This is a genomic window from Myxococcus sp. CA033, from assembly GCF_013336625.1.
GTDB classification, from domain to species: Bacteria; Myxococcota; Myxococcia; order Myxococcales; family Myxococcaceae; genus Myxococcus; species Myxococcus llanfairpwllgwyngyllgogerychwyrndrobwllllantysiliogogogochensis.
In genome coordinates, this window is record NZ_JABUMU010000003.1 from 222,757 (window position 1) to 249,674 (window position 26,918).

26 protein-coding genes are annotated in these 26,918 nt (G+C 69.1%); 14 read left to right on the top strand and 12 right to left on the bottom strand.

Translation table 11 applies throughout. The features are described 5' to 3' along the window. Window positions 1–2 precede the first annotated feature (2 nt). From HUA78_RS11200 to HUA78_RS11220, 5 genes are read left to right on the top strand one after another with little or no spacing between them, the layout of a single operon-like run. Window positions 3–842 carry a TadE/TadG family type IV pilus assembly protein gene (locus tag HUA78_RS11200; RefSeq protein WP_174457347.1) on the top strand — a complete coding sequence of 280 codons (840 nt, stop codon included), beginning with the start codon at window positions 3–5 and terminating at the stop codon, window positions 840–842. A 26-nt stretch (window positions 843–868) separates the two neighbouring features. Then, complete coding sequence (locus HUA78_RS11205; protein WP_174476263.1) at window positions 869–2,497, top strand: TadE/TadG family type IV pilus assembly protein; 1,629 nt, start codon at window positions 869–871, stop codon at window positions 2,495–2,497. 10 nt (window positions 2,498–2,507) lie between these two features. Then, the gene (locus HUA78_RS11210; RefSeq protein ID WP_174459890.1) at window positions 2,508–3,668 is read left to right on the top strand and encodes a TadE/TadG family type IV pilus assembly protein; all 1,161 of its coding nucleotides are present in this window, start codon (window positions 2,508–2,510) and stop codon (window positions 3,666–3,668) included. A gap of 40 nt (window positions 3,669–3,708) precedes the next feature. Beyond that, on the top strand, window positions 3,709–4,557 hold the full coding sequence (locus tag HUA78_RS11215; RefSeq protein ID WP_174476264.1) for a hypothetical protein: 849 nt from the start codon (window positions 3,709–3,711) through the stop codon (window positions 4,555–4,557). 2 nt (window positions 4,558–4,559) lie between these two features. Beyond that, window positions 4,560–4,760 carry a hypothetical protein gene (locus tag HUA78_RS11220; RefSeq protein WP_174457351.1) on the top strand — a complete coding sequence of 67 codons (201 nt, stop codon included), beginning with the start codon at window positions 4,560–4,562 and terminating at the stop codon, window positions 4,758–4,760. An 11-nt stretch (window positions 4,761–4,771) separates the two neighbouring features. On the opposite strand, the gene HUA78_RS11225 is transcribed toward HUA78_RS11220, so the two are convergent. Continuing rightward, window positions 4,772–5,545 carry a hypothetical protein gene (locus HUA78_RS11225; protein WP_174476265.1) on the bottom strand — a complete coding sequence of 258 codons (774 nt, stop codon included), beginning with the start codon at window positions 5,543–5,545 and terminating at the stop codon, window positions 4,772–4,774. Window positions 5,546–5,646: 101 nt separating this feature from the next. On the opposite strand from HUA78_RS11225, the gene HUA78_RS11230 reads away from it, so the two are divergent. Continuing rightward, entirely contained in the window at window positions 5,647–6,258 is a 612-nt protein-coding gene (locus HUA78_RS11230) for a hypothetical protein (protein ID WP_174476266.1), read from the top strand. A gap of 3 nt (window positions 6,259–6,261) precedes the next feature. Here the strand turns inward: HUA78_RS11230 and HUA78_RS11235 are convergent, their stop codons facing one another. Both HUA78_RS11235 and HUA78_RS11240 read right to left on the bottom strand, forming a co-directional pair. Next, window positions 6,262–6,879 carry a hypothetical protein gene (locus HUA78_RS11235; protein ID WP_174476267.1) on the bottom strand — a complete coding sequence of 206 codons (618 nt, stop codon included), beginning with the start codon at window positions 6,877–6,879 and terminating at the stop codon, window positions 6,262–6,264. Between the two features lie 53 nt (window positions 6,880–6,932). Further along, entirely contained in the window at window positions 6,933–7,736 is an 804-nt protein-coding gene (locus tag HUA78_RS11240; RefSeq protein ID WP_254623669.1) for an AraC family transcriptional regulator, read from the bottom strand. 136 nt (window positions 7,737–7,872) lie between these two features. Here HUA78_RS11240 and HUA78_RS11245 point away from each other — a divergent pair, with 136 nt between their 5' ends. Beyond that, complete coding sequence (locus HUA78_RS11245; RefSeq protein WP_174476269.1) at window positions 7,873–10,113, top strand: M9 family metallopeptidase; 2,241 nt, start codon at window positions 7,873–7,875, stop codon at window positions 10,111–10,113. Window positions 10,114–10,155: 42 nt separating this feature from the next. Here HUA78_RS11245 and HUA78_RS11250 read toward each other — a convergent pair whose 3' ends face one another. The 6 genes from HUA78_RS11250 to HUA78_RS11275 all read right to left on the bottom strand — a co-directional run bounded on the left by HUA78_RS11250 (window position 10,156) and on the right by HUA78_RS11275 (window position 16,458). Continuing rightward, the gene (locus HUA78_RS11250; RefSeq protein ID WP_174459895.1) at window positions 10,156–11,730 is read right to left on the bottom strand and encodes an aldehyde dehydrogenase (NADP(+)); all 1,575 of its coding nucleotides are present in this window, start codon (window positions 11,728–11,730) and stop codon (window positions 10,156–10,158) included. A gap of 76 nt (window positions 11,731–11,806) precedes the next feature. After that, window positions 11,807–12,697: a dihydrodipicolinate synthase family protein gene (locus HUA78_RS11255; protein ID WP_174457358.1), complete on the bottom strand. Its 891-nt coding sequence runs from the start codon at window positions 12,695–12,697 to the stop codon at window positions 11,807–11,809. Further along, a complete protein-coding gene (locus HUA78_RS11260; RefSeq protein WP_174476270.1) occupies window positions 12,694–13,971 on the bottom strand; it encodes an FAD/NAD(P)-binding oxidoreductase in 1,278 nt (425 codons plus the stop codon). The genes HUA78_RS11255 and HUA78_RS11260 overlap by 4 nt, the downstream gene beginning before the upstream one ends. A 156-nt stretch (window positions 13,972–14,127) precedes the next feature. Continuing rightward, on the bottom strand, window positions 14,128–14,397 hold the full coding sequence (locus HUA78_RS11265; protein WP_141643005.1) for a (2Fe-2S)-binding protein: 270 nt from the start codon (window positions 14,395–14,397) through the stop codon (window positions 14,128–14,130). Beyond that, a complete protein-coding gene (locus tag HUA78_RS11270) occupies window positions 14,390–15,526 on the bottom strand; it encodes an FAD-binding oxidoreductase (protein ID WP_174465390.1) in 1,137 nt (378 codons plus the stop codon). Before HUA78_RS11270 ends, HUA78_RS11265 begins: the two co-directional genes overlap by 8 nt. Beyond that, the gene (locus tag HUA78_RS11275; RefSeq protein ID WP_141643003.1) at window positions 15,523–16,458 is read right to left on the bottom strand and encodes a proline racemase family protein; all 936 of its coding nucleotides are present in this window, start codon (window positions 16,456–16,458) and stop codon (window positions 15,523–15,525) included. Before HUA78_RS11275 ends, HUA78_RS11270 begins: the two co-directional genes overlap by 4 nt. Window positions 16,459–16,733: 275 nt before the next feature. Between HUA78_RS11275 and HUA78_RS11280 the strand changes: the two genes are divergently transcribed. After that, on the top strand, window positions 16,734–17,030 hold the full coding sequence (locus HUA78_RS11280; RefSeq protein ID WP_174457363.1) for a hypothetical protein: 297 nt from the start codon (window positions 16,734–16,736) through the stop codon (window positions 17,028–17,030). A 55-nt stretch (window positions 17,031–17,085) separates the two neighbouring features. Next, window positions 17,086–17,379 (top strand): hypothetical protein, encoded by a 294-nt coding sequence (locus tag HUA78_RS11285; RefSeq protein ID WP_141643001.1) that lies wholly within the window; start codon window positions 17,086–17,088, stop codon window positions 17,377–17,379. A 212-nt stretch (window positions 17,380–17,591) separates the two neighbouring features. Here the strand turns inward: HUA78_RS11285 and HUA78_RS11290 are convergent, their stop codons facing one another. Next, window positions 17,592–19,640, bottom strand: coding sequence for a methyl-accepting chemotaxis protein (locus HUA78_RS11290; protein WP_174457365.1), 2,049 nt, complete (start codon window positions 19,638–19,640; stop codon window positions 17,592–17,594). Between the two features lie 553 nt (window positions 19,641–20,193). Here HUA78_RS11290 and HUA78_RS11295 point away from each other — a divergent pair. Next, window positions 20,194–20,751, top strand: a complete 558-nt coding sequence (locus HUA78_RS11295; protein ID WP_174476271.1) for an ECF-type sigma factor — start codon at window positions 20,194–20,196, stop codon at window positions 20,749–20,751. A 16-nt stretch (window positions 20,752–20,767) separates the two neighbouring features. Here HUA78_RS11295 and HUA78_RS11300 read toward each other — a convergent pair whose 3' ends face one another. Together HUA78_RS11300 and HUA78_RS11305 are read right to left on the bottom strand one after the other, a co-directional pair. Next, a complete protein-coding gene (locus tag HUA78_RS11300; protein ID WP_174476272.1) occupies window positions 20,768–21,895 on the bottom strand; it encodes a serine hydrolase in 1,128 nt (375 codons plus the stop codon). Window positions 21,896–21,938: 43 nt separating this feature from the next. After that, window positions 21,939–22,190 carry a hypothetical protein gene (locus tag HUA78_RS11305; RefSeq protein WP_174457368.1) on the bottom strand — a complete coding sequence of 84 codons (252 nt, stop codon included), beginning with the start codon at window positions 22,188–22,190 and terminating at the stop codon, window positions 21,939–21,941. A 247-nt stretch (window positions 22,191–22,437) separates the two neighbouring features. Here HUA78_RS11305 and HUA78_RS11310 point away from each other — a divergent pair, with 247 nt between their 5' ends. From HUA78_RS11310 to HUA78_RS11325, 4 genes are all read left to right on the top strand, one after another. After that, window positions 22,438–22,704 (top strand): hypothetical protein, encoded by a 267-nt coding sequence (locus HUA78_RS11310; RefSeq protein ID WP_174465393.1) that lies wholly within the window; start codon window positions 22,438–22,440, stop codon window positions 22,702–22,704. 22 nt (window positions 22,705–22,726) lie between these two features. Further along, window positions 22,727–24,532: an acyl-CoA dehydrogenase gene (locus tag HUA78_RS11315; RefSeq protein WP_174459902.1), complete on the top strand. Its 1,806-nt coding sequence runs from the start codon at window positions 22,727–22,729 to the stop codon at window positions 24,530–24,532. Window positions 24,533–24,733: 201 nt separating this feature from the next. Further along, entirely contained in the window at window positions 24,734–25,543 is an 810-nt protein-coding gene (locus HUA78_RS11320; protein ID WP_174459903.1) for a hypothetical protein, read from the top strand. A gap of 349 nt (window positions 25,544–25,892) precedes the next feature. Continuing rightward, the gene (locus HUA78_RS11325) at window positions 25,893–26,630 is read left to right on the top strand and encodes a hypothetical protein (RefSeq protein WP_174476273.1); all 738 of its coding nucleotides are present in this window, start codon (window positions 25,893–25,895) and stop codon (window positions 26,628–26,630) included. The last annotated feature ends 288 nt before the right edge of the window (window positions 26,631–26,918 follow it).

Genomic DNA, 26,918 nt, shown 5'->3' on the forward strand with positions numbered 1-26,918 from the left:
CCATGCGCTCGATAGACAGACCTGGAGTCGCCTCCGGACAGTCCGGACAAGCCGCCGTCGAGACGGCCCTCATCGCGCCCATGATGGTGTTCATGGTGCTGGGCATCATCCAGCTCGGCATGGTGCACAACGCCAGACTGATGACTGAGTACGGCGCCTACCGCGCGGTGCGGGCTGGCATCGTCAACCACGGCGACTGCAAGCTGATGGAGAAGGCGGCGCTCGCGTCGCTGTTGCCCACGCTGCCGCCGCTCGATGGCAAGGAAGGCCGCGTCGACACGGTGAAGTACGCGGTGGGTGTCCACAAAGCCTACTCACGGAAGCTGCTCGCGACGAGCGTGATGAAGATGTTCTACACGGACGTGGGGTTGCCCCTGTTCCGCGTCGACGTCGTCAACCCGAAGAAGGGGGAGCTGGACGAACTCTTCGGTACCTACGGCTCGCACCTGGATGCGCGAGAAATCGACTACGACGACGTCCGGGATGACCGCGTCATCGAGGCGAACCTCCTCTCGGTGCGGCTCACCTACTTCTACGAACTGCGCATCCCCTTCGCCAACTGGCAGCTCCACAGCTTCTATCTGGGGCGCGACTATCTGGATCAGCTCAAGGGCTTCCAGTTCGAAAGCCAGCGCGTCGGTGGCAGGAACGCGACCCAGTACCTCCAGGACCGAGGCCGCAACCTGAGCCCGGACCACGGGAAGATCGTGTCGCTGGCACGGCTGGGCGGCAACAAGAGCAAGTACGTGATGCCGCTGGTCGCCACCTGGTCCATGCGCATGCAGTCCAACTATCTCAACAATGACCAGCACGGACCTGGTCGGTGCGCCGTCGACGGCTGACCCGTCACCGCTCCCGGGGGATGACCATGTTCTCGCTACTTCGAAGGCTGCGCAGGGACGAACGGGGTCAGGCCCTGGTCATCGGCACCGTCGCCATGCTCGTGCTCGCCGTCACCGTCATGGCCTCCGTCAGCATTGGCCACGGTGTCTATGAAAAGATAAAGCTCCAGGACGCCGCCGACGCGCAGGCGTACTCCCTCGCGGTGAAGGAAGCCCGGGCCTACAACTTCCTGGCCTACACCAACCGCGCGATGATTGTTCATTACTCGGCCATGCTCACCTTCATGTCGTACGTGAGCCATGCCCTGTACCTGGACATGACCATCGGGAAGATCGCCAAGTACGCCAAGTACATCCCGGTCGTCAGCGCCATCTTCACCGCCGTCGAGCAGGTCATCAAAGCCTGGAAGAAAGCCGTGGAGTGGGTCGCCAGACTCCTCATCCCCATCCTATCGGCGCTCAACGTGGGCCTATGGCTCGCCCAGGAAGCCATGATGCTGGGGACCATGAAGGACCTGCTGCTCAACTCGAGCGAGGGCGTCATCCGAGGCACGGACCCCAAGGCCAGGCCAGGCTCGGTCATGTCCGCCGGCCCGGGGCTCGGGGCCATCATGGGCAAGTACAACGTCAACTTCTCCAACCTGAAGAACTTCCTGCACGTCATCGACGACGGCCCCGCGAGCAAGGACAAGACGTTCGACCTCACCGACCCCACGGGCCTGGGCAAGCGCTCCAAGCTCCTGAGCAAGGACGACAACAAGCTGTCCAAGCCCGACATGGCCAAGTACCGGCTGCTGATGGGCAACCTCGTCAATGGCGCACGGCGAGAATGGACGGCCGTGGGCAAGGAGATTCCTCTCATTGGCCGCAAGTGGTCCTTGAACCTCTGCGTCCTGCTCGTGGAGCTTCGCGTCGCCAAGGTCGCGGACAGCCAGGTCAAGAGCTTCGACGAGGGGTTCGAGGACAACCGCAGGGACCAGCTCTTCGCCTCCGACGACATCAAGATTCAGTGGAGAAGCCCCTGCCCCTATCTCTTCGGCGGCAGGGAGGATGGCTGGAACAACATCCTGTCCATCAACTTCCGGGTCGCCGCGGACAACCAGGGCGGCTTCCACCAGACCTACGGTCGACGCAAGACGGATGACCATCACAACTGGTGGGGCCTCACGCCCTTCCTCACGTCGGACACCAGCTTCGTCGACCCGTGGCACAACCACTTCAGCTATCCGTGCAACCTCACCATCCTGTCCAAGAACATGATTCCCACGAGCGCGGGGGATGAGGTCCAACCCTTCCACCTCGAGGGCATGCGCCAGAAGGGCTTCATGGCGGGCTCCAGCTCCGGGAAGCACGACGACAAGAAAGAGAAGGTCACCGGAGGCTTTCTCGACATCACCTGGAGGCTCGCGGGCGGGGTCCAGGACAAGAAGGCCCAGAAGTTCCGCGAGGAGACGGGGGGAATGATGGCCATGGCCGTGGGCCGCGCCATCTACCACCGCCCGGGTGACTGGAAGGAGGAGCCCAACTTCTTCAACCCCCTGTGGACCGCCCGCCTGGCGCCCGCGAAGACCCACTGGGAGGAGAGCGCCCTGGGCGACCTGATTGATGGGTGGCACACCGCCGAGTCGGAATTCGCCGACGCCCTCAACTACTGACGGGATGGCCATGACGACTCCAATCGCCACGAAGCGAAGAAGCTGGCAACCAGGCAGGCGCGCACGCCGGGGGGCGGCGACAACGGAGTTCGCCCTCCTGGCCCCCGTCATGGTGGTGCTCATCCTGGGGACGAGCTACTTCTGGGAGGTGCAGCACGTGCGCCTCAAGGCCGCGGAGCTCGCGCGCTACGTCGCCTTCGAGCGGACCGTGCGCCCGGACCTGGGCCGCATCACCGCCGAAGCGCAGGAGCGCTACCAGGACCTCGACGGCTCCACCAAGACGGGAGAGCTGCCCACCGGACTGGGCCATCAGAACCGGCTCACGCTCAACGTGCGCGTCGAGAACGCGAACGCGGCGCTCCAGGAGGAATCCCTCTCCGAACGCGGGAGCAAGGGAGGAGCAACCCAGTTCATGGGCAAGGTGCTGGGAGTCCTGGGCTCGACAGCGGGCTATGTCGCGAAGGCCATGGGCCTGGACCCCGACGAGGGCGCCGTTCGCGCCCAGGTGGAGGTCCACATCGAGAACGGCATCATCCCCCCGCAGATCGCCTTCCTCACGAGCCGCATCGACGACGACCGACTGGACCTGAACTTCAAGGAGACGTTCTTCCTGGTCCACGACACGTGGCGCGCCTGGGGCCATGGCGACGACCCCGCCAACTCGTATCCTCGCGTCCAGCAGCTCACCCATGACCGGGTGAAGCAGATCGCCTACGCGGGCCTCGCGTCCGAAGGCGGTGCGCTCGATACCATTGGCGCGGTGCTCTCCGTGCTGGGTTTGGATTTCCCCCTGAAGTCAGACTACATCCGCGACTCGGTCCTCATCCGTCACGTGAAGGAAGGGGGCCGCTACAATGCCGTCAGGAAGCCCCGAGGTGGCGACACGCGCACCGTCCCCGGCGACAAGCTCCTGGCGGCCTACTGGAAGAACGATACCCGGGCGTGCTTCGACAGCTGCGAGCCCGACGAGATCAAGGAGAAGCGCGGGAGGGCCCGCACGGAGTATGGCCACTTCAACTGGCCCATGCGGGCCTACAACTGCCGAGGCAAATACTTCCAGGGCACGGTGGACTCCAAGGAGCCGGAGTCCGAGTACGCGCGCTCGAAGCGCAAGGGCGAGGACTACTTCACCTACGGAGACCTCGCGTGCTCCGAGAAGAAAGAGGAGTAGCGCGAGTGCGCACGTGGGTCTCCATTTCCGAGGGCACACGATGAAGCGCCTGGCGGACCGCACGGGCGCCCTGACGCGCGTCATCGGGCTGGGCGGCGTGTTGCTGGTGGTGGCCACGGCGGCCACCCTCCGTGAGCCTCCTCCCGAGCCACCTCCGCGCCCCAAGCCTCCGACGACGACGGGAGCCCTGGTCTCCGCGCCGCCCAACGCGCAGCCCATGACGAAGCGCTTCCAGGGACTCCTCCCCGCCTATCCGCGCGCGAAGGCCATTCCCATGGGACGGCTGGAGGCCAACGGCAACCCGATGGAGATGGCGTACTTCGAGACGACCGACTCCGCCGGAGAGGTGATGGAGTTCTATGCCCGCGAGTTCCGCCGGCAGGGCCACCGCACCGCGACCGAGCCGGATGGGGCCGGGGGTGGCGCCATCAGCTACTACGACTCGAAGCGCGGAGCACTCGTCTCCGTCACCACCGTGGGCATCGGCGGCAAGCCTCCCCGCACCCAGGTCTTCCCCTCCATCATCGATGCTCCCGAAGGCATGCACCTGAAGGCCGTGGTGCCCGCCTCGCTGCCGCGCCCCCCTGGCGCCACGACGATGCTGCGCCTCGAGGACCGCAACAAGGGTCCCACCGAGGGCAACACCACCATCACCGAGGTGGCGCAAGGCACGCCCGTCGGCCTCGCGAGCTTCTACCGGCAACAGTTCGAACAGCGCGGCTACGTCCAGAAGGACGCACGCTCCGAAGCCGAGGGAGTGCAGTTGCTCGACTTCCAGAAGCCCGGGGAGCGCATCTCCCTGTCCCTGTCCCCCATGGGTGGCCCGGAGTCGGGGGAGACACTCGTGACCGTGGTCCTCGAACGGACCGACTCAGCTCAGGAGCCCTGAACATGAACGGATGGCTGACCTCCTCTTACCGCTGGCTGCGCCGCCCTCGCTCACGCGGACAGGCGCTGACGGAGTTCTCCCTGCTGCTGGCGGCGCTCATCGTGGGGACCCTGGGTCTGTCCGCCTTCGCGCCGGACATCTTCGCCGTGTACACAATCTACGTGCGCGGCTTCTACGTCGTGCTCGGCTATCCTCTGGGCTGAGTGGCACGCCCTCACTGCCCGGGCACGCGGGGAATGGCGATGGGGACCGAGTCCAGCGCGGGCTTCGCGCCCGTCCCCGTCGCCCGGACCACCCAGGTCGTCTCCGCATCGCGGATGGACTCCACGCCGAGCAGCGGAACCCGCTCGGTGCTCACCACACCCACGAGGCCTCCATCCTCCCGACGGAAGGTCTGCTCGCGCGCCTTGCCCGCGAAGGGCCCCTCGCGCAGCACGGTGTCCCGCTCCCCCTCCAGCACGCCCCTGAGCTCTGGCTGGTCGACATGGAGGTCCACCGGAATGGAGAGGGGTGCATGGGGCGGCACGGAGATGGCGAGCCGGTCGACGAAGGGACGCGCTCCGCCTCGGACCCAGAGGACCACGAGCGTGCGCGGCGAGGTCTCATGGTCTAGCTCCAGCTGATACAGCGGCGTGCCATCCTCCTGGACCGTCTCCCCCACCAGGGAGATACGGACCCGCGACTGGGTCTCCTTGCTTCGCAGCGCATAGTCGACCCACGCCCCGAGCACGGGGCGAAGCTGGCCATACAGCAGGGGCGCGGGAACCAGCGCCCGGGCCTCCTTGAGGCGGGACGGGTCCACCATGATGGGCGCGGCCGGGGCGGTGGTTCCCGCGTCCTCGACCTCCGCCACCGGAAGTGGGGCGGGCGGCGGCGTCAGGGGAACCAGGGCCAATCCCTGCCCGGCGTCCTCCGCTCCCCGCCGGGAGTCGGAGCAGGCACCGAACAGCAGGAAGGAAACACTCAAGGCCGTCGGAATGCGGGACATGGGGCAATCCTATATGGTTCGCCCTCGCGCCCCAATCCGATGCATGTCTTTGATTTGGAGACCTCCTCCACTGCGAGGGGTTGCGAATGGGAAGGATGTGGATGATGGGTGCCGCGGCGCTGCTCTCCCTGCTGGCCGTGCTGGTCCAGGCCCAGGTGGCGACTCCCCAGGGCTTTCCCGAGCTCCCCATCGTTCCGCGCGAGGGAGGCTGGGCGCGCTACGAAGCCCTCGCCACGGACGGCCCTTCGCGCTTCGTGGTCAAGGTCGGCGCGCCGGGGCGCTATCAGGAGAAGCGCGGACGATGGCTCGAGATGGAGATAGAGGTCCCCTCCTCGGGCCGCATCACCATCCAATTCCTCGTCGAGGGCGACCGCTTCGGCTCCAACAACGTCCTGCTGATGAGAGCCACCATTCCCGGAGAGAAGTCCCGTGAGACAGCCGAGCCCTTCAAGAAGGACTCGGCCAAATCCAGACGCGAAGGGAAGTTCCTCCAGAAGACGACGGAGACCGTCGCCGGAAAGACATTGGAGGTGCTGGAGTACACCTTCTCCGGAGGAATCACCGCCGAGTGGTCCGCCGCCGTCCCCGGCCTGGGCCTGGTGCGCATGGGCGGAGAGAACCCGTTCCACCTCGTCGACTTCGGCGTGGGCGGAGACCCGTGGAAGCAGCGGACCACGCCCGCCATGTTCCCCGCGCCACCGTCCAAGAAGTGAGCCTCAGCGCCCGGGCGCGCGCGGAGACAGCCCCACCTGCAGCAGCCGTCCTCGCACGCCATCCACCGCGTCGTGCGCGAGCCGCGCCTCCAGGCGCAGCGACGCTCCTCGTCCCGCCTGGAGCAACACCCGGGGCGGCTCGCCGTCGCCCTTCTGGAAGGAGAACCACTCCAACTCCGAGAAGCGCGTGCGCCGCCCCAAGGGGTCGATGAAGCCGTCACCCGCGAGGAACAATCCCGGCACCAGGTGCAGGCCGATGGCGCCCAGCCACACCGCCAACCCCAGACAGAAGCTCCCCAGCGCCGGCCGCGCCTCCGAATACACCAGGTGCACGCCGAGCAGCGCCAGCAGCCCCATCCCCGCGAGAATCTGGAGATAGGTCCCCATCCGAGCCCGCGAGCCCAGCGCGACGAGCGCCCGCGCCCGCAGCAGCGACACCAGCGCCACGAGCGACAGCAACACCTGTCCTCCCGAGGCCACGGCCACCGCCAGGGCCATCATCCCCCGACGCCCACCGAGCGCCTGCGACTCCTGGACGAGCCACGCCGCGCAGCCGCCGAAGAACGCCAGCGCCACGACATGGAATGCGACGGTGGACACGGGGAACGCGGTCGCTTTCATCGGTGCCCGCCAGCGCACCACATCCGCGAGGGTTTGGGGAAGGCCCCCTCCCTTCAGCGGGCCCGCTTGCCCCGGGGCGCTCCCGACGCGGACGTGGCGACGACGAGCTGCCGGTACTGTCGCGGGCTCAACCCCGTCACCTGTTTGAACTGGCGCGACAGCGCGCTCTGGTCACAGAAGCCCACCGCCAGCGCGATGGCGGCGATGGGCTGCGCATCCTCCACCAGTCGCTCCGCCGCCGCGTCGATGCGAGTCTTCATGATGAACTGCCCCGCCGACAGCTGGAAGATGCGCCGCATCCGCCGCTCGAACTGCGCCGCGGACATCCCCGCCCGCCGCGCCAGCGAGTCGATGCGCAGCCGCTCCCCATAGTTCGCCTGGATGTAGTCGATGGTCCCCGCGAAGCGCTCGTCCACCAGCCCCGCGCGCCCCGGCTCGTGCACGTCCTTGGACAGACATGCCAGCCCCATCACCTCGCCCGTGGCGTCGAACAGCGGCACCTTGCTCGTCAGACACCAGCCCGGCTTGCGGCTGTTGAACAACGTCAGGTCCAGGTTGTCCACGAGCGCGCGCCCCGTCCGGAACACCTTCTCGTCCTGTCGCACGTACCGGTCCGCCATGTGCTGGGGGAACAGCTCGTGCGCCGTGCGCCCCACCGCCGCCGCCTTGCTCTTCAGGCCACAGCGCTCCGCGCACGCCTCGCTGATGCACACGTAGCGCCCCCGGATGTCCTTCACCGAGAAGACGATGTCCGGCACCCGGTCGAACAGCTCCTCCGCGAACAGCGGATTCGCCACCCGCCCCATGAAGCCCATCCGCCAGTGTTCCAAGGTTTCACGCGTTTTGGTGGTTTCCATTCGTCCCCACAAGGGAAAGACACAAGAACGTCACACGTGCTCAGGAATACCTTGAACACCGCGTGAAACCCACGTCGGTGTCACTCGGAAGGGACGACACCGTGCGGCAAGCCCCCCACTCGAGGAGCACGAAGCCATGCGCAGTCCAATCACGGATTGGTGTCGCTGTCACATCGTCCTCGCCATCTGTTGTCTCACCCTGTTCGCACCCGGAGCGGACGCCCGCCCTGGAGGTCCTCCCCCGGCCGAGCCTGCTCAGCGCGTCCATGGACTGGAGCATGCGCACCAACGCATCCAACCCGACGAACGGCAGCCGGATGTCTCCCCGGAGCAGCTGCGTCAGGCGCTCACCCCGCCCGCGCCGAAGCGCTCCCTGCTGGCGTGTGACGCGGCGGCCTTCGGGTCCGCTTCTGGCACGGCGCTCGTCACGTTGGTGAAGGGCTCCCCGACGGACTGCATCAACACGCTGTTCAGCGTCTCGGGCACGCTCGCCCGGCAGGTGTTCATCGAGAGCAAGATGGTCACCATCGCCAACGCGCTCACCCCCAGCGCGCAGGCCTATGTGGGGAACAACAGCGGCCAGACGCTCCAGCTCATCATGTTCCTGCGCGCGGGGTACTACGTGCAGTACTACGCCCCAGACGTCGTGGGCAGCTACGGCACGGCGCTGGCCAACGCCATCCGCCCGGCCCTGGCCGCCTTCGTGGCCAACAGCCACTTCCGGGACGTCAACGACGACCACGGCGCGGTGCTCAGTGAGTTCGTGACGCTCATCGACAGCTCGAGCGAGAACGCGCGGCACCTGGGCACCTTCAAGGGCCTGCTGGACCGCTTCAACAACACCGCCCTGGCCTCCTGGTACATGCGCAGCGCCACCAACAACGTCTTCGTCGGCCTGTTCCGCGGCCACTACAACGACGACTTCGTGGCGGCCGTGCAGCAGGACACGTCCATCATCGACTCGCTGGACTCCTTCGGCCTGCGCACCGAGCACCTGCTGGGCACCGACAACCAGTACCTCACCGTCAACGCGGCCCGCGAGCTGTCCCGCTTCCTCCAGTACCCGGGGACGGTGCAGACGAAGACGCGCCCCAAGGTGAAGGCGCTCATCACCAACCACTCGATGACGGGCCCCACCGCGGGCGTCTGGGTGGGCGCGGCGGAGATGGCCGACTACTACGACGGCACCAACTGCGCGTACTACGGCATCTGCGACTTCCGCAGGACGCTGGAGCAGGCGGTGCTGCGCGTGACGCACAACTGCGGCGCCACGCTGCGCATGCGCGCCCAGGAGATGACGGCCACGCAGCTCACGCAGAGCTGTGGCCTGCTCGCCACGCAGGAGACCTACTTCCACGACAAGCTGAAGACGGGCCGCCTGCCCGTCGCCAGTGACAACAACACGTCGCTGGAGATGGTCATCTTCGACAGCAGCCTGGACTACCAGACGTATGCCGGCGCGCTGTTCGGCATCGACACCAACAACGGTGGCATGTACCTGGAGGGAGACCCGGCGGCGTCCGGCAATCAGGCCCGCTTCATCGCCTACGAGGCGGAGTGGGTTCGGCCCGCGTTCGAAATCTGGAACCTGCGCCACGAGTACGTCCACTACCTGGACGGCCGCTTCGACATGAAGGGCGACTTCGGCGACAGCATCAGCCAGCCCACCATCTGGTGGATTGAGGGCCTGGGTGAGTACGTCTCCAAGAAGGACGACAACGCGGACGCGGTGGAGATTGGCACCAGCAAGAGCTTCCAGCTCAGCCAGATTCTGCGCAACGACTACAACAGCGGCACCGAGCGCGTGTACTACTGGGGCTACCTCGCGGTGCGCTTCATGTTCGAGCGCCACTCGACGCAGGTGGACACCTTCGTCGGCCAGTTCCGCGCGGGGAACTACACCGGGTATCGCACGTCGCTGGACGGCCTGGGCTCGGCGTACGACGCGGAGTTCCACCAGTGGATTGACTGCGTCTCCACCGCGACCGACCCGAGCACCTGCGCGAATCCGGACCCGGGCCCCGGTCCTGGCACCGGCACGGCGTGCACGGGCGCGGACACGCGGATGCTGGACAACGGCTGCTACCGGGGCCCGCTGGCCGGCAACAACATCCAGTACTTCTACCTCTGGGTGCCCGCCGGCGCGCGCAACCTGCGCTTCCAGATGAGCGGCGGCACGGGCAACGCGGACCTCTACATCCGCGCCAACCAGTGGCCGTCGACGACGGCGTATGACTACCGCCCGTATCTGGCCGGCAACAACGAGGTGGTGGACATCCCCTCGCCGCAGACCGGCGTCTACTACTACGCCATGGTGAGAGCCCGCGCGGCGTTCGCGGGCGTGAAGCTGGAGGCCCGCTTCGACGCGACGCCGTGAAGCCCGGGAGTGACTCCCGGGTGAAGACGGGGCACCCGGGAGTCACTCCCGCCGCAGTACACCCTCCACCGTTCGCCACAGGCCCAGGGGGTTCGCCTCGCGCAGCTCCGGAGGGAGCAGCGCGTCCGGCACATCCTGGAAGCACACCGGCCGCACGAAGCGGCGGATGGCGCCCGTGCCCACGGCGGTGAAGCGGCCATCCGAGCTGGCCGGAAAGGGGCCGCCGTGCACCATGGCCGGGCAGACCTCCACGCCGGTGGGGACACCGTTCATCAGCACGCGCCCCACGCGGTCCGACAACGTGGGGAGCAGCTCGGAGGCCAGCGCCGTGTCTCCCGCATCCATCATCACCGTCGCGGTGAGCTGACCTTCCAGTCGCGAGGCCACGCGCACCAGCTCCGCCGCGTCACGCGCCACGGTCAGCACCGCGCAGCTCCCGAACACCTCTTCGGTGAGCGCGCTCTCGGCGAGCACCACGCGGGCCTCCGCCTCGAACAGCGCGGCGGCGCCCAGCGCGGCCTTCGACTCCCCCCGCGCACAAGTCCGCGTGTCCGTGCGAGCGGCGAGACGGCTCACGCCCTCGCGAAAGCGCTCGGCGATGGCGGGCGACAACATGGGCGCGGCCGAGGCGGCCCCCAGCTTCTCCGCGAGCCGCGCGCGGAAGGCCTCGTACCCCGGGCCCTCCACCGCCACGAGCAATCCGGGCGAGGTGCAGAACTGGCCCGCGCCCTGGAGGATGGACGCGGCCAGCGCGTCCGCCATCGCCTGGGGACGGGCGGCCAGCGCCTCCGGCAGGAGGAAGATGGGGTTGATGGAGCCCATCTCCGCGAAGACGGGAATGGGAACGGGCCGGGCGGCGGCCAGCGCCATCAGCGCGCGACCTCCGCCACGAGAGCCCGTGAAGCCGACGGCGCGGATGGCGGGGTGACGCACGAGCGAGGCGCCCACCTCCGTGCCCGCGTCGAACAGCAGCGAGAACACGCCTTCATGCAGCCCACACGCCGCCACGGCCGCGCGGATGGCCAGGCCCGCGCGCTCCGACGTCGCGGGGTGCGCGGGATGGGCCTTGGCGACGACGGGACAGCCGGCGGCCAGCGCGGACGCGGTGTCACCTCCGGCGACGGAGAACGCGAGCGGGAAGTTGCTCGCGCCGAACACGGCCACGGGCCCCACGGGGCGCAGCAGGGAGCGCAGGTCCGCACGCGGCAGGGGACGGCGCTCGGGCAGGGCCCGGTCGATACGTGCATCCACCCAACTGCCTTCCTCCAGCAGCCGAGCGAACTGACGGAACTGTCCGGCCGCGCGGCCCAGCTCCCCCTGGATGCGCGCGGGGGGAAGGCCGGTCTCCTTCGGCGTCACGGCGAGGAAGTCCGCCTCCGCCGCGAGGAGCGCCTCGGCGATGTGCTCCAGGAATACGGCGCGCTGACGCGAGGACAGCGCCGCGAGCGTGGGGGCGGCCTGCTCCGCGAGCACGCAGGCCCGCTCCACCTCCTGGGGCCGCGCGCCGTGGAAGCGAGGCTCGAGCGCCACGCCCTCCGCGGGATTCCAGCCGGTGAACGTCGGCCCACCGGGCTCGCCGCGTTCGGCGCCAATCAAGGACAGTCCCATCCAGCTCATGCAGCGACCTCACTCCGGGAGGGGCCCATCGCCCCTCCAGCTTCGATACAGGACACTTCGCACCGCGCAACGGCCACTACAGCGCGGGCCGGTTCGCCAGGGCCTCGCGCAACACGCGCAGGCACTCCTCGCGCTCGGCACCCGCCAGCTCCAGCCGAGGCCCACGCACCCGCTCGTGGCCCCAGCCCACTTCCTGCTGTACCAGCTTGATGAGCTGGACGAACTTGGTGACGGTGTCCAGGCGCAGGAGCGGCAGGAACCAGCGGTACAGCTCGAACGCGGCCTGCTTCTTTCCGGCGAGGGACAGCTCGAGCAGTCGCACGGACTCGGCGGGGAACGCATTGACCAATCCCGCCACCCAGAAGCGCGCGCCCGCGTCCACGCCCTCGACGAGGCAGTCGTCCACGCCCACGCCCAGGGCCAGCCGGTCTCCCAGGAGGGCGCGAATGGCGGTGACGCGACGGGCATCGGTGGAGGACTCCTTCACGGCGACCGCATTGTCATGCTCGGCGGCCAGCTCCGCGAGGTGGGCGGGGGTGAAGTCCGTCTTGTAGGCGACGGGGTTGTTGTAGAGCAGGCACGGCAGCTTCGTCGCGCGCAGGACAGCGGACATGTGTGCCTTCATCTCGCGCCAGTCGCTGGAATAGACATACGGGGGCAACACCATCAGCCCGGCGCAGCCCGCCTCCTCCGCGGCGCGAGCCAGCCGCACGGCCTCCGCGGTGGACAGCGCGGCGATGCCCGGGATGACGGGCGCCTTCACCGCGTCCACGCACGTGCGCATCACCGCGGCCTTCTCTTCCAGGCTCAGCGTCGCGCCCTCGCCCAGTGAGCCGCAGGGGATGATGCCGGTGCAGCCCTGCGACACCAGCCAGCGCACGTGTGAGCGCACCGTGCCGTGGTCGACGGACAGGTCCGTGTTGAAGGGGGTGGTGATGGCGGGGAGGACACCAGTCCAGAGGCTCATGACTCTCTCGTGTGGGTAGAGGAAACTTCCGAGGGAAGGCGCAGGCTGCCGATGCGCGCCGGGAGGCACGGTGGGCGCACGTCCTCGCCCGACCAGCCGAAGAGGGTTTGCGCCGCCGTTCCGCAGGTGCGGCCCTGACAGGCGCCCATACCCAGCCGGGCGTACAGCCGGGCCTCGCGCAGGTTCTGACAGCCCTCCAGCGCGGACATGGGCACGTCCTCGCAGCGGCACAGCAGCGTGTCGGGCGTGGCCAGTCGTCGTAGCTCCGCGCGGGGCGCGTCATGCAGCGCGAGCCGGGCGGCGAACGCGCGGACGCGATGCCAGGTGCGCTCCAGCTCGATGGGAATGGGTTGCTCGGCGGCGACGAGTCCGGCCAGTTCTCCGGTGACGAGCGCCTGGTCCACGCCGCCGATGCCGAGCAGTTCGCCCACGGCGTGGACCTTGGGGACGCGTGTCTCCAGGCGCTCGTTCACGACCACCGCTCCCGCCGAGGTCTCACAGCCCAGCAGCCGGGCCACTTCCAGATTGGGCACGAGCCCATAGGCCGCGCCCAGGTAGTCACACTGGAGTTGCTCCTCGCGACCGCGTACGGACAGGCGGACCGACACCAACCGGTCCTCGCCTTCAGCGGCGATGACCCAGGCGTCCGTGGACGTGGGCACGCTGATGAGCGTCGCGGACATCAGGGCGCCTTGGAGCAGCTTGGCCGGGTGTCGCCAGAGCTGGAGGGCGAAGCTCCAGTGGCTCGCGGCGGAGGCCTGCTCGGCGATGTAGAGGACCTCGCCACCGTGGGCGTGAATCGTCGCGGCGGCGGCGAGCAACAGCGGGCCCGTGCCGGCGAGCACCACGCGCTTGCCGCGCATGGGGAGGCCATCCTTCACGAGCACCTGGAGGCCGCTGACGCCCAGCACGCCCGGCAGTGTCCAACCGGGGAACGGGAGGAAGCGCTCGCGAGCGCCGGTGGCGAGCACCGCGCGGCCGTAGCGCACCGCGAACGAGGAGGAACCCTCTTCGACCAGGAGCACGCCCGGCTCGGGGGCGGCGACGACGCGGGCGCCTGGACGAAAACGAGCGCCCGACGCGGAGAAGCGGGAGAGCCACCGACGCGCGAGACGATTCGTGCCCTTTCGGGCCTCGCCTCGCCAGACCTGACCACCGGGCTCTGGCTGGGCGTCGAGGACAAGGACATCCAGCCCAGCTTCGGCCGCACGGCAAGCGGCGGCGAGTCCGCCCGGTCCTGCGCCGACGACCACGAGGTCACAGGCCTCACGCATGAGTGCGCACCTCACCCGCGCGGCAAGCCGCGGCGAACCTTCCGAGACCGGCACCAGCCAAGAGGTCACACGCCTCACGCATGGGTGCGCACCTCATCCGAGCGGCAAGCCGCGGCGAACCTTCCGAGACCGGCACCAGCCAAGAGGTCACAGGCCTCACGCATCGGTCACCACCTCCTGGTCCTCACGGCACGGCGTCAGGCACATGAGGACCTCGGGCACGCCATCGATGGTGGCTCGGCACTCGAAGCAGACGCCCATTCCACAGAGGGGCCCACGAGGGCGCCCGCTCAAGTCCGCGCGGCTGACGAAGCTGTCCGTCATCGCCAGCGCAGCCGCGACAGACGTCCCCACCGGCACCGTGACAGCGCGCCCGTTGATGCGCAGGGTGACGAGCGTGACGGCCTTCGACGCTGTCTCACGCATGAGCAGTCTCCCGAGAAGACGCCGTCAGGAAGCGCGCGGGTGAATACGGACGCGCATCAATGGCGCTGGTGCGCCCGAGCAGTTGGTCCGCCACCAGTCGCGCGCTGCCCGTGGCCGTGGTGATACCGAGCCCCTCATGGCCACACGCCAGCCAGAGCCACGGCTTCTCCGGATGCGGCCCCAGCAACGGCAGCCCATCGGGGGTCGCCGGACGCAGCCCCGTCCAGACGCGTAGTGCCTGCAAGCCATCGAGCCCCGGCAGGAACATGGCCGCGCGCTTCAGCATGCGCTCCAGGAGCGCCGCGTCCACCTCGCGCGTCGCATCGCCCGGCTGTCGCGATGAGCCCAGCAAGAGCTGCCCCGTGACACGTGGCTGGGCATTGAACGCCACGGAAGCGCCGTCCGTCCCGTGCGCGCTCTTGAGGTAACCCAGCTCCACCAACTGGTGATGCACCACGGGAGCCCCGCGCCGGGTGATGAGCAGGTGTCCCTTGCGCGGAGAGATGGGCAGCCCAGGGCAGAGCGCGGGACTGGCCACCCCCGCCGCGAGCACGATGTGCCGTGCCGTCAGCACGTCACCGTTGGAGAGCACGACACTTCCCGGGCGCAGCTCCCGAACCGGACACCCCGTCATCAGCCGCGCGCCACGGGCCTGGGCACGCAGCGCGAAGGTCCGCGCGGCGAGCGGCGGATACAGCACGGCATCATCCACGACGCGCAGCGCCCCCACGAGTCCCGGAGCAAGCGCGGGCTCGGCCTCATAGAGCGCCGCGCTGTCGAGCACTTCGACACGGACACCCGCGGCGCGGTAGTTCGCCACCTTCGCGGAGACAGCGGCCATCTCCTCATCATCGGCGGCGAGCCAGAGGGTGCCACACGCGTCGTACTCCACCGTGCGAGGCAGTCCATCGGCGAGCTCTCGCCACAGCGACACGGACCACGACGTCAGCGCGAGCTCCGCCGCGTTGTCATCCATCGCCACCAGGTGGCCCATGCCACACGCCGTCGTCCCCGCGCCGATGGACCGCGCCTCCACGAGCGCCACCGACACACCGTCGGCGCTGAGCACATCCGCGAGCGCCGCGCCGACGATGCCACCGCCGACGATGACGCAGTCGAAGGCGCTCATCCAATGCCCCAGGCGAACGGGTCCGTCGGGTCCACCAGCAACGTGGCCTCCGCGTTGACGGACGCGGTGCCGGTGATGGTGGGCAGGATGCGCGCACCGTCACGGACGTAACGCGCCTCGAAGCGACTGCCGAGGATGCTCTCCTGCACCCACGTCGCGCCTTCCGCGAGCACACCCTCGGCGGCCAGGCACGCGACCTTCGCGCTCGTCCCGGTGCCACACGGAGACCGGTCATAGGCCAGCCCCGGACAGAGCACGAAGTTGCGAGCATCCACCCCCGGCGTCGGAGACGGGGCATACAGCTCGACGTGGTCGATTTCCGCGCCGCCCTCCCCGGTGATGCCCTGGTCCGCGAGCGCCTGCTTGATGGCGGAGGTGTACGCCAGGAGCGCGGGCGTCCGTGACAGCTCCAGCGGCAGGTGCGTGGCGCGGGAGAGGAAGAACCAGTTGCCACCCCAGGCGATGTCGCCGCGCACCTCGCCATGCCCCGGCACGGACACGGCTACGTCGTGCGCCCACCGGTAGCTCGGCACATTGGCGATGCTGACGCGCCCGTCCGGATGCAGCGTGGCCTTCACCACGCCGACGGGAGTCTCCAGCGAGTGGACACCAGGACCGATGCGCCCCAGGTACTCCAGCGTCTTCACCACGCCGATGGTCCCGTGGCCACACATCCCGAGATAGCCGACGTTGTTGAAGAAGATGATGCCCGCGACGCTCGCCGCGCTGACGGGCGGACACAGCAGCGCGCCCACCATGACGTCGGACCCACGAGGCTCGCAGACAATGGCCTTGCGAAAGGCGTCGAACTTCTCGCGGAAGCGCTCGCGCAGGCTCGCCAGATCGCCCGCTCCCAGCTCCGGGCCTCCGTCCGTCACCACGCGCGTGGGCTCACCCCCGGTATGACTGTCGATGACACGAATGCGCCGCATGCGAACCACTCCCTCTACCCGGGCCTCCCATGAGCCACCCTAGGAGTCCCGAGGCGCTGTTTCTTGGGAGATTCGACCACACTCGCGAGGCAATCACGCAAATGCCCCAGCGAGCAGGCCTCCTCGGGGACACTCGCCGGGACACGCGCGCTGGCGACAGGGGTGGCTCCAGCGGGTGGTGACGCGCCCGGCCAGGACCGCCGCCCCCTCGATTCTCCTTGGCGCCAGCCGCCACTGGAAGTGAAGTCGCACTCCCTCATCCCCGGGAGCGTTCAATGAATCGTCAGACGTGGAGCGGTGCCTTCGTGGTGGCCTTGCTGCTGACTGGCTGTGGAGGAGGCGCTGAATCGCAAGGCCCCGAGGCCGAGGCCGCGGTCCGCCAGTCGCTCTCCGGCCCCTGGGAGTGCGACCCCGCTGAATGGTGCCATGTCAGTGAGCACACCCTGGAGTGTCCCCCGGGCTCCGCCTACGGGACGGCCTACGCCTGGCCCACGCAGGCGGGCGGCTACTGCACCCAGCGCTTCGCGTGCGACTCCGTCATCCCCCTCTGCCCCGCCCCCATCGACCCCTGACTTCGATTACTATCGCCACGCAGTGGCATCAGACCTTCCACCCACGGAGTTCGACATGAAGTCGCGTCACCTCATCGGAGCCATGCTGGCGTTCGGAGTCCTCTCGGGGTGCGGCGTCACGGGCGAGGAAGACGCGGAGCAGGCCCCCAACGTCAGCCAGGTGGGTGCGCTCGACGCGTGCGACGGCACGATGCTGTGGGAGTACAACTTCTACAGCGACGCCTCCCATTTCGAGCAGGTGGGCGGAATCATCTGCAAGTGCCGAGGCACCGTCGTCACCTGGGGTGACACCTCGACGCCGTATGTCGGGTACTGGAGCGGCGTCTGTCCGGGCCAACCCACTCGCTGAACTGAGCTGGGACATGGCCTGTCCTCGCTCGGCGCACCGGGCGTGGGCATGGAGAAGGAACTCCCGTTCACCACGCGGCCTGGCATCACCCTGGCCGCGTGTGTGAACACCCACTCCACGCTGGCCCCCGTCGCCGCGCCGGGAACGCGCTTCGACCATGGCGGCACGCGCCTGCACGTGGCCACGCGCATGGCGGAGGTCGTCACGGGCACTCACGCGCCCAGCGTGCCCGACTGGAGCGCCTTGCCAGCCGCGCCGGACATGCTCTCCGCCAGCGTCTGCACCGAGCGCGACACCCGCTGCGTCTCCTCCACGACCCGCAGCGTCTGCTGCATCTGTCCGGACAGGTCCTGGATGGCCATGGCTATCTGGGACGTGCCCGCGTCCTGCTGGGACACGGCCATGGAAATCTGCCGCACGCTGCTGCTGGTGTCGCCAATGATGCCCGCCAGCTTCTGCAGCTGCGAGCCGGAGACGCGCACCGCGTCCAGGCTCACCTTCACCCGCTGCTCGCCCTGCTCGCTCATCTTCGCGGCCTCGCGCATGCTGGTGTTCACCCCTTCCAGCACCTCGCGGATGCGCTGCGTGGCGAGGATGGACTGGTCCGCGAGGCTGCGCACCTCGCGCGACACCACGGCGAAACCCCGGCCGTGCTCACCGCTGCGCGCGGCTTCAATCGCCGCGTTGACGGCCAGCATGTTGGACTGGTCCGCGAGCCCCTTCACCGTGTCGACGATGCCGGAAATCTCCCGCGTGCGCGCATCCAGCGCGAGGATGCGCCGGGCCATCTCCGACACCTCCACCCGGATGGCCTCCAGGTTGCTCAACGTCCGGTCGATGGCCGCGCCGCCGTCGCGACCCGCCTCTTCCGCGACGACGATGGAGCTGGCCAGCAGGCGCGTCTTGTCCGCCGTCACCAGCGAGCCCTGACGGATTTCCTGCACCGTCTGCTCCAACTCCTTGAGCGCCGTCGCCTGACGGCCAATGCCCACCGTCTGCTCCTCGCTCGACGTGCGCAGCTGCTGCACCACCGTCGCCAGCTCCCCGGCGCCGCGGCCCATGCCCGTGGCCAGCTCCCGCACGTCCTTGCTCCGCGCCTCCAGCTGGCGCGTGTGTGACGCCAATGAGCGCACCACCATCGTCGAGCGCCGCGCGACGATGCCCACCAGGGACACCGTGAGCGCCATGAAGCCCCAGTGGTGGTAGGTGCCCGTCACCTCCGTGAACCCGAGCAGGGGCAGCGTGCTGAGCAGCAGCACGAAGGTGAGCACGCCCAGGCCCACGACGAAGATGCGCGCGTCGATGCTCCCCCGCCACGCGGCGCGGGCCGCGACGATGACGCACAGGAACAGGCACGGCAGCGAGTAGAACGTGAAGAGGTGCAGCTGCCGATACACGGTCCCCAGGTCCACGAACAACATCAGGCTCTGGAGGGCGGCGGGCACGGAGAGCACCGTCGCGCCCCAGCGGAACCAGCGCAGCTGGCCCTCCAGGATGCTGTCGGAGATGAACCACCCGAGTCCCGGCAGGAGGAGGTAGGCGCCCAGCAGCGTGAGCTGGCTGCTCAAGAGCTTCGCGTCCCAAAGGGACACCAGCAGCCCGCTGGAGCCCAGCAACATCAGCCCCGAACCTCCGGCGAAGACCGTGAGCGCCACCAACATCCGTCTCTGGCGCCGCAGCAGGGCCGCCCCCGCGGAGACCGCCGCGACGACGAGCAGCAGCGTGCCCATGACGAAGGGTGCAAGCCCGTCACGCGTCACCCGCGCGGCCAGCTCGTGCCGCGAGCCCACCCGCGCCTCCCGGCTCGCGCCGATGGTCTGCCCGGTGCTCTGGATGCGCAGCAGCACCCGCGTGCCTGGCACCGAGGGAGGCAGCGTCACCAGATTCCACGCCATGTTCTCCATCGACTCATGGCCCGACGGATTCAGCGTCCCACTCGCGTAGACGCGGCGGCCCCCGGCGTACACTTCGAACGCATTCGCCACCGTGCCCAGGAAGAGCGCGGGCTCCGGCCACGTCCCGTGCGGCACGGGGAGGCTCAGCCACAGGAAGGTGTTCGACTCCTTCCCTGGAGGCTCACGCAACGCGACCATGGGCCGCCAGTCCTCCGCGTCCGCCTCATGCGCCCACGTGGGCACGCCATCCGGCCCCACCGGCGAATCACCCCAGCGATACCGCCACCCGCTCTCCAGCTCCACGCTCCGCGCGCCCGGGCCTTCCGCCCGCGCCGAGGGCGCGAGCACGAGCAGCATGAGCACCATCCACCCCAGCCTCGCCAACCCCGAGACGGCCCTCCCCGCGAAACCACCCTGCACAGGGGGACACGTTGAAAAACCCGAGACACGACAAGCTGTCGACACGTGACACGAACCGCGGAGCAAAAGCATGGATGAACACGATGCTCGGGCTTCTTGGACACGAATGTAAACGGGTCCTCCTCGCCCCGCCCGTCTGCTCCTCGCGCGATACCTTGTGACATGTCGACAGGCTCGACATCTGGAGCAGAACTCCACTGTGTTCATGGAACAGCGACCTGTCATCAAACGACGAGCTGCGTTGAGCCCGGTGACAAGCCCGCCCGCGTCCGTGTCGATGTATCAACTCGGGATGTATCGAAGCGCGGACGGCCGCCGAGCGCTCGCGACCTCCCGGCGCCGTGCTCCGGGCGTCCACTCCGATCTCCAGGCCTTGCCCGATGGTTTCCGCGTGAGGGGTACTTTCCGGCCACTCAAGGATTTCCCGCGAATCCGTCGTTAAGGAGGGACGCGGAGAGAGCTTCCGTGGGGCGGCGCGGTTGGAGCCGCGGGGGACACCATGAGCACGACGGAGCTGGCGGTCTTGTTGGAGGGAGCACGAGAGGGAGACCTGGGCGCGAGGGACGCGCTGACGGCGGCGACCTATCGGGAGCTGCGGCGGATGGCCCGCGCCGTCCAACCCGAGGTGGCTCCCCACAATCCCCTACAGCCCACCGTGCTGATTCAGGATGCCTGGACGCGCTTGTTCGGGACGGACGCGCTCCAACCCGAGGACCGTCGCCACTTCTTCGGGGTCGCCGTCCAGGCGCTGCGGCGGGTGCTGGTGGACCGGGCCCGCGCCTCACTCCATCAGCGGCGCGACGCGCGGCGGGAGTGGCTGAGCATCCGCCACCTGGACCTGGAAGCCCCGGGCCCTGACCTGGAGGTCCTCCAGTTGGAGGGGGCCTTGTCGGAGCTGGAGACCTTCCAACCCCGGCTCGCCCGGCTGGTGGAGCTGCGCTACTTCGCGGGCCTGAGCCTCCCCGAGACGGCGACGGCGCTGGGTGTGTCGCAGGCCACGATGAAACGAGACTGGGCCTACGCGCGCGTCTGGTTGACGGAGCGGCTGAGCCACTGAGGCTTGTCGCGCTGTTTCAGTGCGCGTTGGCCATGCTTTCGAAAGGCCAGGGGCGCGGCGTCGCGGCCGTGCCCAGCCACAGGTCGGCGACCTGCTGCGCGAGCGTCCACGGCGCGCCGCCCGCGCGGTTCGTCAGGACGATGACGGTGAGACGCTGGTCCGGATACTTCACGATGGCGTTGGTGAAGCCACACGTCTCACCGTGATGTGACAGGCGCGTGCGGCCCTGGTCCTCGTCGACGAACCAGCCAAAGCCATAACGTCCGGAGGCGCCATCCGGGAGCTTCACCGGCGTCCACGCGAGCGCCTGCGTCTTCGCGTCCACCAGCGCGTGTGAATCCAACGCGACATCCCACGCGGCCAGGTCCACCCCGGACGCATAGACACCGCCATCCCCCAGCACGGCGCTGGTGTTGCTCTGGTCCCTCGGGACGAAGCCCTCCTCGCGGCTCGCATGACCGTAGGCGCGCTGGGACACCGTGGAGACCCCCTCCTGGTGGGCGACGGCGGAGGCCATGCCGCTGGGGGTGAAGATTCGTGCGCGCAGGAAGCTGGCGAAGGACGTGCCGCTCACCTGCTCCACGACGAGGGCGAGCACCGCGTAGGCGGAGTTGCTGTAGCGCACCGCGCTTCCCGGCGGGAAGTACGTGCGGTCCGCGCGCGAGAGCAATTGGAGCACGTCGCGGTCCTTCACCTGTTCGGTCTGCGTGGCCGGGACGAACGCCTCGTAGTCCCAGATGCCGGAGGTGTGCTGGAGCAGGTGGTGGATGCGGACCTCGCCCAGGTACGAGGGGAACCCGGGGAGCACGTCCACCACGCGGTCCTCCAGCCGGAGCTTGCCCTCGTCCACCAACAGCAGGATGGCCATCGCGGTGAACTGCTTGGTGAGCGAGGCCAGCCGGTAATGACTCTCCGGCGTGGCCTTCGTCCGGGTGCCCACGTCCGCCAGGCCATAGGCGCGGCTGAGCACGACCTTCCCCTCCCGCAGCACGACGAGGCTGGCCCCGGGCCGCTCCGGGCCGTTGTAGTCCGCGAAGAGCGCGTCCACCTCGGGAACGTGCCGGACGTTCGGCGCGGTGCCGGCACAGCCAGTGAGGACGCAGAGAACGGACACGAGGACGGCTCCGAGCGCGGGGCGGTTCATGCGCCCGATGATGCGCGAGAACGCGCGGGCCTCGCGCGGACTTTCAACCGCGTCGCGTGGGGGGAGCTCTCTGGAGCGAGGCTCCCGCCAGTCCCGCCAGCAACAGGATGGGGGCCAACAGCACCGCGCCGAACCACGCCAGCGCGTAGAGCAGGCCCAGGACGAACCCCAGCGCGCCGCCCTCCCTCGTGCCGGACAGCGCGCCCACGTACTGGCGTCCTCCCAGCAGGTGCAGCAGCAGGAAGACGGCGACCAGCGTCAGCGCCGTGGCCAGGAGCATGAGCGTGCGTCGCATGGACGGGAGTATCCGGTGCCCGACACCGCGCCGCGCGGGCAGCCACGACGGACGGTCGAGTCCTCGGGGTGAGTGGTCGGCGAGTCATGGCAGACGAGCAGACAATCGCTCGGCCTCTCCGTTGCCCTCCCTACTGACGGCGAAGGGGCGAGCGCTCCCCACACTGGCATGGACCCAGGTGCAGACCCAACTTCAGCCGCCAGACGTGCAAGTGGAAACGCATGCCTCCGAGGAGCAGGAGCCTGTCATGTGGAGCACATCAGCGTCGGGCTGGGATGAAGGACCTCGGAGGCGCCGAATCCTGGGGCGGATGCGTCGGCCCTCGGGCAGCAGGGGACTGGGCGTGGAGCCGATGACCTTCGCCGTTCTGGAAGCCCTGGGTGAGCGACACCAGTCACCGCGCGGACCGGGAAAGCGCTGGCGACGTTCCGCACTGCGAACGCGCGGCGGCGGGGCGGGTGAAGAGCACGACGAGGAGGCGCTCGACTTCGAAGTGGCCATCGCCTCCTGGTAATGCTCCTGCTAACAACCGGGGCATGACCGCGCCCCGCCCCAATCCGTTGTTGTCGGACCGCGACGTGGACTTCCAGCTCGACGAGGTGGTGCGTGTCGCCGCCCTGTGCGAACTGCCCGCCTTCGCGGAGCACTCACGAGAGACCTTCGGCCTGCTCCTGGACAGCGCGCGTCGCTTCGCGCGCGAGGTGCTCTACCCCACGTATCGGACGCTGGACGCGGAGCCGCCCACGTTCGAGAACGGCCGAGTCCGCGTCCATCCGCTGATGCGCGAGTTGTATCCGCGCCTGGTGGAGCTGGGGATGCTCACCGCTACAAGGCCTCCGGAAGTCGGCGGACAGCAGCTCCCGCTCACCGTCCACGCGCTGGCCAGCGCCTATCTGATGGCGGCCAACCTGAGCGCGTATGCCTATCTGGGACTGACGCACGGCGCGGCGCACCTCTTGGAGGCCTTCGGCACCGCGGAGGTGAAGGCGGCCTTCATGGAGCCGCTGTACCGGGGCGAGTGGACGGGAACCATGGCCCTCACCGAGCCGCAGGCGGGCAGCAGCCTGGCGGACGTGAGGACGCGCGCGACGCTGGCGGCGGATGGGACGTGGCGCATCCAGGGCTCCAAGATTTTCATCAGCGGTGGAGACCAGGACTTCAGCGAGAACATCGTGCACCTCACGCTGGCGCGCACGGAGGGCGTGGAGAGCGGCACGCGAGGCATCTCCCTGTTCGCGGTGCCGGCGCGGCGGCGCGAGGGTGACGCGCTGGTGGACAACGACGTCCGCGTGGCTGGCGTCATCCACAAGATTGGCTGGAAGGGCATCCCCAGCCTCGTGCTCAACTACGGCGAGTCGGGCGACTGCCGGGGGTGGATGGTGGGGCAGCCCGGGCGCGGGCTGGCGTGCATGTTCCAGATGATGAACGAGGCGCGCATCATGGTCGGCCTCAACGGCGTGGCCACCGCGTCCGTCGCGTACCACGAGGCCGTGGCCTATGCGCGCGAGCGACCCCAGGGCCGCCCCGTGGGAGCCAAGGACGCCACGCGCCCGCAGCACCCCATCATCGAGCACGCGGATGTGCGGCGCATGTTGTTGCGTCAGAAGGCGATAGTCGAAGGCGGCCTGTCGCTGCTGGTGACGGCGGCGTATCAGGCGGACCTCGCGACGCATGCCCAGGACGAGGACACGCGGCGCAGCGCGGGGCTGCTGGTGGATTTGCTGACGCCCGTGGCGAAGAGCTTCCCCGCGGAGCGCGGCTTCGAGGCCAACGCGCTCGCGGTGCAGGTGCACGGCGGCTACGGCTACTCCAGTGAGTACCTGCCGGAAGCATGGCTGAGGGACCAGAAGCTCAACAGCATCCATGAGGGCACCACGGGCATCCAGGGGCTCGACCTGCTGGGTCGCAAGGTGGTGGCCGGTGGTGGCGCGGCGCTGGCGACGTTCGCGGACGCGGTGGGCCGCACGGTGGCGCGGGCCCGGAAGGCCGGCGTGGAGGCCACGTGGGGTGAGGCGCTGGAGCGCACCACGGGCGAGGTGGCGGAGCTGGTCGCGGAGCTGGGGGCTCGGGGGGCGGCGGGAGAGGTGGAGCTGATGCTGCGCCACAGCGCGGACTTCCTGGACCTGTTCAGCGTGCTGGCGGTGGCGTGGCGCTGGCTGGAGCAGGCCGCCGCCGCGAAGGAAGGACTCGCGCGGGGCCAGGGCGACGCGGACTTCTACGAGGGCAAGCTCGCGACGGCGCAGTACTGGTTCGCCGTGGAGCTGCCCCGGATTCCCCTGCTGATTCACCTGTGCCGCACCGGCGAGGACTCCTACGCCCGGATGCGGCCCGAGTGGTTCTGAGCCCACCGCCCACCGACGGGTGAAGGGGTGAAGCCACGCCGAGTCCCGGGAGTCTTTCTCCCGGGGGGCGACCCTCGAAGGAGTGGAGCGAGCCTCCCAGACAGGCCGAGGCGCCCGCTCGCCTGCCCTCCTGGGGCCGGTTGCCCGCCTGCTCGCTACGATTCCGCTGCATAAATCGTTGGTGTTCGTAAGATGTGAGTCGTGACGGTTTCCTTCCACCTGTGTCAGCCCGGTGGAGGCGCCTCGTGCGGCGCCTGCTGTGGCCTCTACAACTTCAAGGACCACTCGCGCGTCGCGCTGACGGAGCAGCTCGCCATGCAGACGGAGCGGCTGCGTCGAGCGCCGATGGAGCCGGAGTCGTGGCATGCGGCGGCGCGGGAGCTGGTGGAGGCACGGCGCGCGGCGCCGATGTTCGCCGCAGTCCGGGTGTGTCCGCTGCTGGGCTTCCTGGACAAGGAGCGCAAGCAGGTGGGGTGCCTGGGGCATCCGAAGGTGACGGGGGGCGCGGACCTGCGCGACTGCGGCGTCTACCGCTCATCGGTGTGCGAGACCTTCACCTGCCCCTCCTTCGGCTGGCTCACGGACGCGCAGGCGCGACTGGTGCTTGCCGCGTGCGCGGACTGGTACCTGTACGGCCTGGTCATCACCGACGTGGAGTTCGTGCGCGGCTGCCTGCGACTGCTGGAGTGGGAGCTCGCGGGACCGGCGCGCCCGGAGCGGATGGTGGAGAAGCCGGACGTCCTCGCGGCGACACGGCGGCTGTTCGCGCTGAAGGAGACAGCGCCCCGAAGAGACCCGAACGCCGCGGTCTTCGGCCGCTTCACGCGCGACACGGAGGGCGAGCCGGTGCCGCGAATGCTCGATTACATGAAGCTGGGCGTGCGGGCGTCACCCGAGGACGACGTGGTGCTGTGCCTGGGATACACGCCCGCCAACGCCACGGAGTTGATGGCGGCGCGGGAACTGGTGCGCACACACGTGAAGGCCGTGGCTCGCACGATGACGGCCTGAGCGACGCGGACCCCACGTGAGCTGACGTCGCGCCCCCAGCCGCCCCACCTCGCGAGCAGGCGACCGAGCGTTGAAGGTCCCTCGGCTGCCCGAGGCACTTCGCGGTGAGCCCTCACGAGCGCTCAGGCCCACGCCCTGGTCGATAGGAGCACGCCTCTTGCACAGATCTCCTGGCACGTAACGCGGAATGGGAACGCGAGGTGACTGGATGGGCAGGCGATGGGCGTGGGTGGGAATGTTGGGGCTCTGCGCGTGGGTGTCTGGGTGTGCCGAGCGGCAAGGACAAGACCCCGCGACGAGTGCGCAGTCCGCGAGTGGACAGTCGAAGCAGGCGGTGCCACCTCCGAGCATGGCGGGAGGAGTCACGGGCCAGACTGGCGCCACGCAGGACTCCGCTGAAGCTCCAGGCAACGCGGACAGGAACACCGGCACCGTACCGGGAACTGGCAACGCGGCGACCGGGAACACGGGCAACGCGGCGGCACGGAATACCAGCAACGCCACGAGGAGCACGGGCAACACGTCGGCCGGCAATGCGACGGGCACCGGCAACGCCGCGAGGAGCACGGGCAACGCGGCGGCCGGCAATGCAACGGGCACCGGCAACGCCGCGAGAAACACGGGCAACGCTGCGGCCAGCAGTGCAACGGGCACCGGCAACACCGCGGTCGGCAACACAACGGGCACCGGCACCACCACCGGCGCGACAGCCCAGGCCCCCGGGACCGGCAGGGTGATGATCGGCACCGAAGCGGTCCAGGCAAGTGACGATGAAGACTGGTTCAAGGGCGCCGCGCGCGCAGCGCAGGCCGCGCTCCCCGAGAACACCTCGAACCGCGCGCTCGAGGACGTCGTCATCGCCTCCAGCGCCGTGAGCGGCCGAGTCACCCGCGTGAGCCGCGACACCATCACCGTGCGCGACAGCGACGGCAGCGACTACGTACTGACGCTCGACGAGCGCAGCCAGGGCGTGCGCCAGGGACGGCGCGTCTCCCTGCGCCAGCTCCAGGCAGGCACCCCCGTGCGAGCGCGCTTCGTCCTCATGGGTGGGCGCTCCGTGGCGCGCGACGTGCGCATCCGCCGCTGAGCCGAAGTCCGCCTGAAACCCACTCCCTCCGCCACCTCGGGGCAAGGTAGGATGACGCCCCGAGTCACGGACTGAATGGCCCCGCTGCCCCGCCGTCGAGGAACACGGCGGCGGGACGATGTCGCCGCGCCGGCTGTTCCACCGTCGAACCTCGGTGGAACCTCGTGTCGTGCCCGGAGGCAAAGCGGATGGATGACCCAGGCCCAGGTGGAACCGGAACGCGGCGGCGCGGACGTGCACGCGTCGCCTGGGCCCTGGTCTGCGCACTCGCCGCGTGTACACCGCGAG

Coding starts and splice junctions, on each gene's coding strand:
- HUA78_RS11245 (WP_174476269.1), top strand. CDS start 7,873: ATGCGCAGTCCAATCACGGATTGGTGTCGCTGTCACATCGTCCTCGCC.
- HUA78_RS11205 (WP_174476263.1), top strand. CDS start 869: ATGTTCTCGCTACTTCGAAGGCTGCGCAGGGACGAACGGGGTCAGGCC.
- HUA78_RS11270 (WP_174465390.1), bottom strand. CDS start 15,526: ATGAGCGCCTTCGACTGCGTCATCGTCGGCGGTGGCATCGTCGGCGCG.
- HUA78_RS11275 (WP_141643003.1), bottom strand. CDS start 16,458: ATGCGGCGCATTCGTGTCATCGACAGTCATACCGGGGGTGAGCCCACG.
- HUA78_RS11325 (WP_174476273.1), top strand. CDS start 25,893: ATGGCGGGAGGAGTCACGGGCCAGACTGGCGCCACGCAGGACTCCGCT.
- HUA78_RS11305 (WP_174457368.1), bottom strand. CDS start 22,190: ATGCGACGCACGCTCATGCTCCTGGCCACGGCGCTGACGCTGGTCGCC.
- HUA78_RS11300 (WP_174476272.1), bottom strand. CDS start 21,895: ATGAACCGCCCCGCGCTCGGAGCCGTCCTCGTGTCCGTTCTCTGCGTC.
- HUA78_RS11250 (WP_174459895.1), bottom strand. CDS start 11,730: ATGAGCTGGATGGGACTGTCCTTGATTGGCGCCGAACGCGGCGAGCCC.
- HUA78_RS11255 (WP_174457358.1), bottom strand. CDS start 12,697: ATGAGCCTCTGGACTGGTGTCCTCCCCGCCATCACCACCCCCTTCAAC.
- HUA78_RS11220 (WP_174457351.1), top strand. CDS start 4,560: ATGAACGGATGGCTGACCTCCTCTTACCGCTGGCTGCGCCGCCCTCGC.
- HUA78_RS11280 (WP_174457363.1), top strand. CDS start 16,734: ATGAATCGTCAGACGTGGAGCGGTGCCTTCGTGGTGGCCTTGCTGCTG.
- HUA78_RS11240 (WP_254623669.1), bottom strand. CDS start 7,736: ATGGAAACCACCAAAACGCGTGAAACCTTGGAACACTGGCGGATGGGC.
- HUA78_RS11215 (WP_174476264.1), top strand. CDS start 3,709: ATGAAGCGCCTGGCGGACCGCACGGGCGCCCTGACGCGCGTCATCGGG.
- HUA78_RS11260 (WP_174476270.1), bottom strand. CDS start 13,971: ATGCGTGAGGCCTGTGACCTCGTGGTCGTCGGCGCAGGACCGGGCGGA.
- HUA78_RS11225 (WP_174476265.1), bottom strand. CDS start 5,545: ATGTCCCGCATTCCGACGGCCTTGAGTGTTTCCTTCCTGCTGTTCGGT.
- HUA78_RS11235 (WP_174476267.1), bottom strand. CDS start 6,879: ATGAAAGCGACCGCGTTCCCCGTGTCCACCGTCGCATTCCATGTCGTG.
- HUA78_RS11200 (WP_174457347.1), top strand. CDS start 3: ATGCGCTCGATAGACAGACCTGGAGTCGCCTCCGGACAGTCCGGACAA.
- HUA78_RS11310 (WP_174465393.1), top strand. CDS start 22,438: ATGTGGAGCACATCAGCGTCGGGCTGGGATGAAGGACCTCGGAGGCGC.
- HUA78_RS11230 (WP_174476266.1), top strand. CDS start 5,647: ATGATGGGTGCCGCGGCGCTGCTCTCCCTGCTGGCCGTGCTGGTCCAG.
- HUA78_RS11210 (WP_174459890.1), top strand. CDS start 2,508: ATGACGACTCCAATCGCCACGAAGCGAAGAAGCTGGCAACCAGGCAGG.
- HUA78_RS11265 (WP_141643005.1), bottom strand. CDS start 14,397: ATGCGTGAGACAGCGTCGAAGGCCGTCACGCTCGTCACCCTGCGCATC.
- HUA78_RS11295 (WP_174476271.1), top strand. CDS start 20,194: ATGAGCACGACGGAGCTGGCGGTCTTGTTGGAGGGAGCACGAGAGGGA.
- HUA78_RS11290 (WP_174457365.1), bottom strand. CDS start 19,640: ATGGTGCTCATGCTGCTCGTGCTCGCGCCCTCGGCGCGGGCGGAAGGC.
- HUA78_RS11285 (WP_141643001.1), top strand. CDS start 17,086: ATGAAGTCGCGTCACCTCATCGGAGCCATGCTGGCGTTCGGAGTCCTC.
- HUA78_RS11315 (WP_174459902.1), top strand. CDS start 22,727: ATGACCGCGCCCCGCCCCAATCCGTTGTTGTCGGACCGCGACGTGGAC.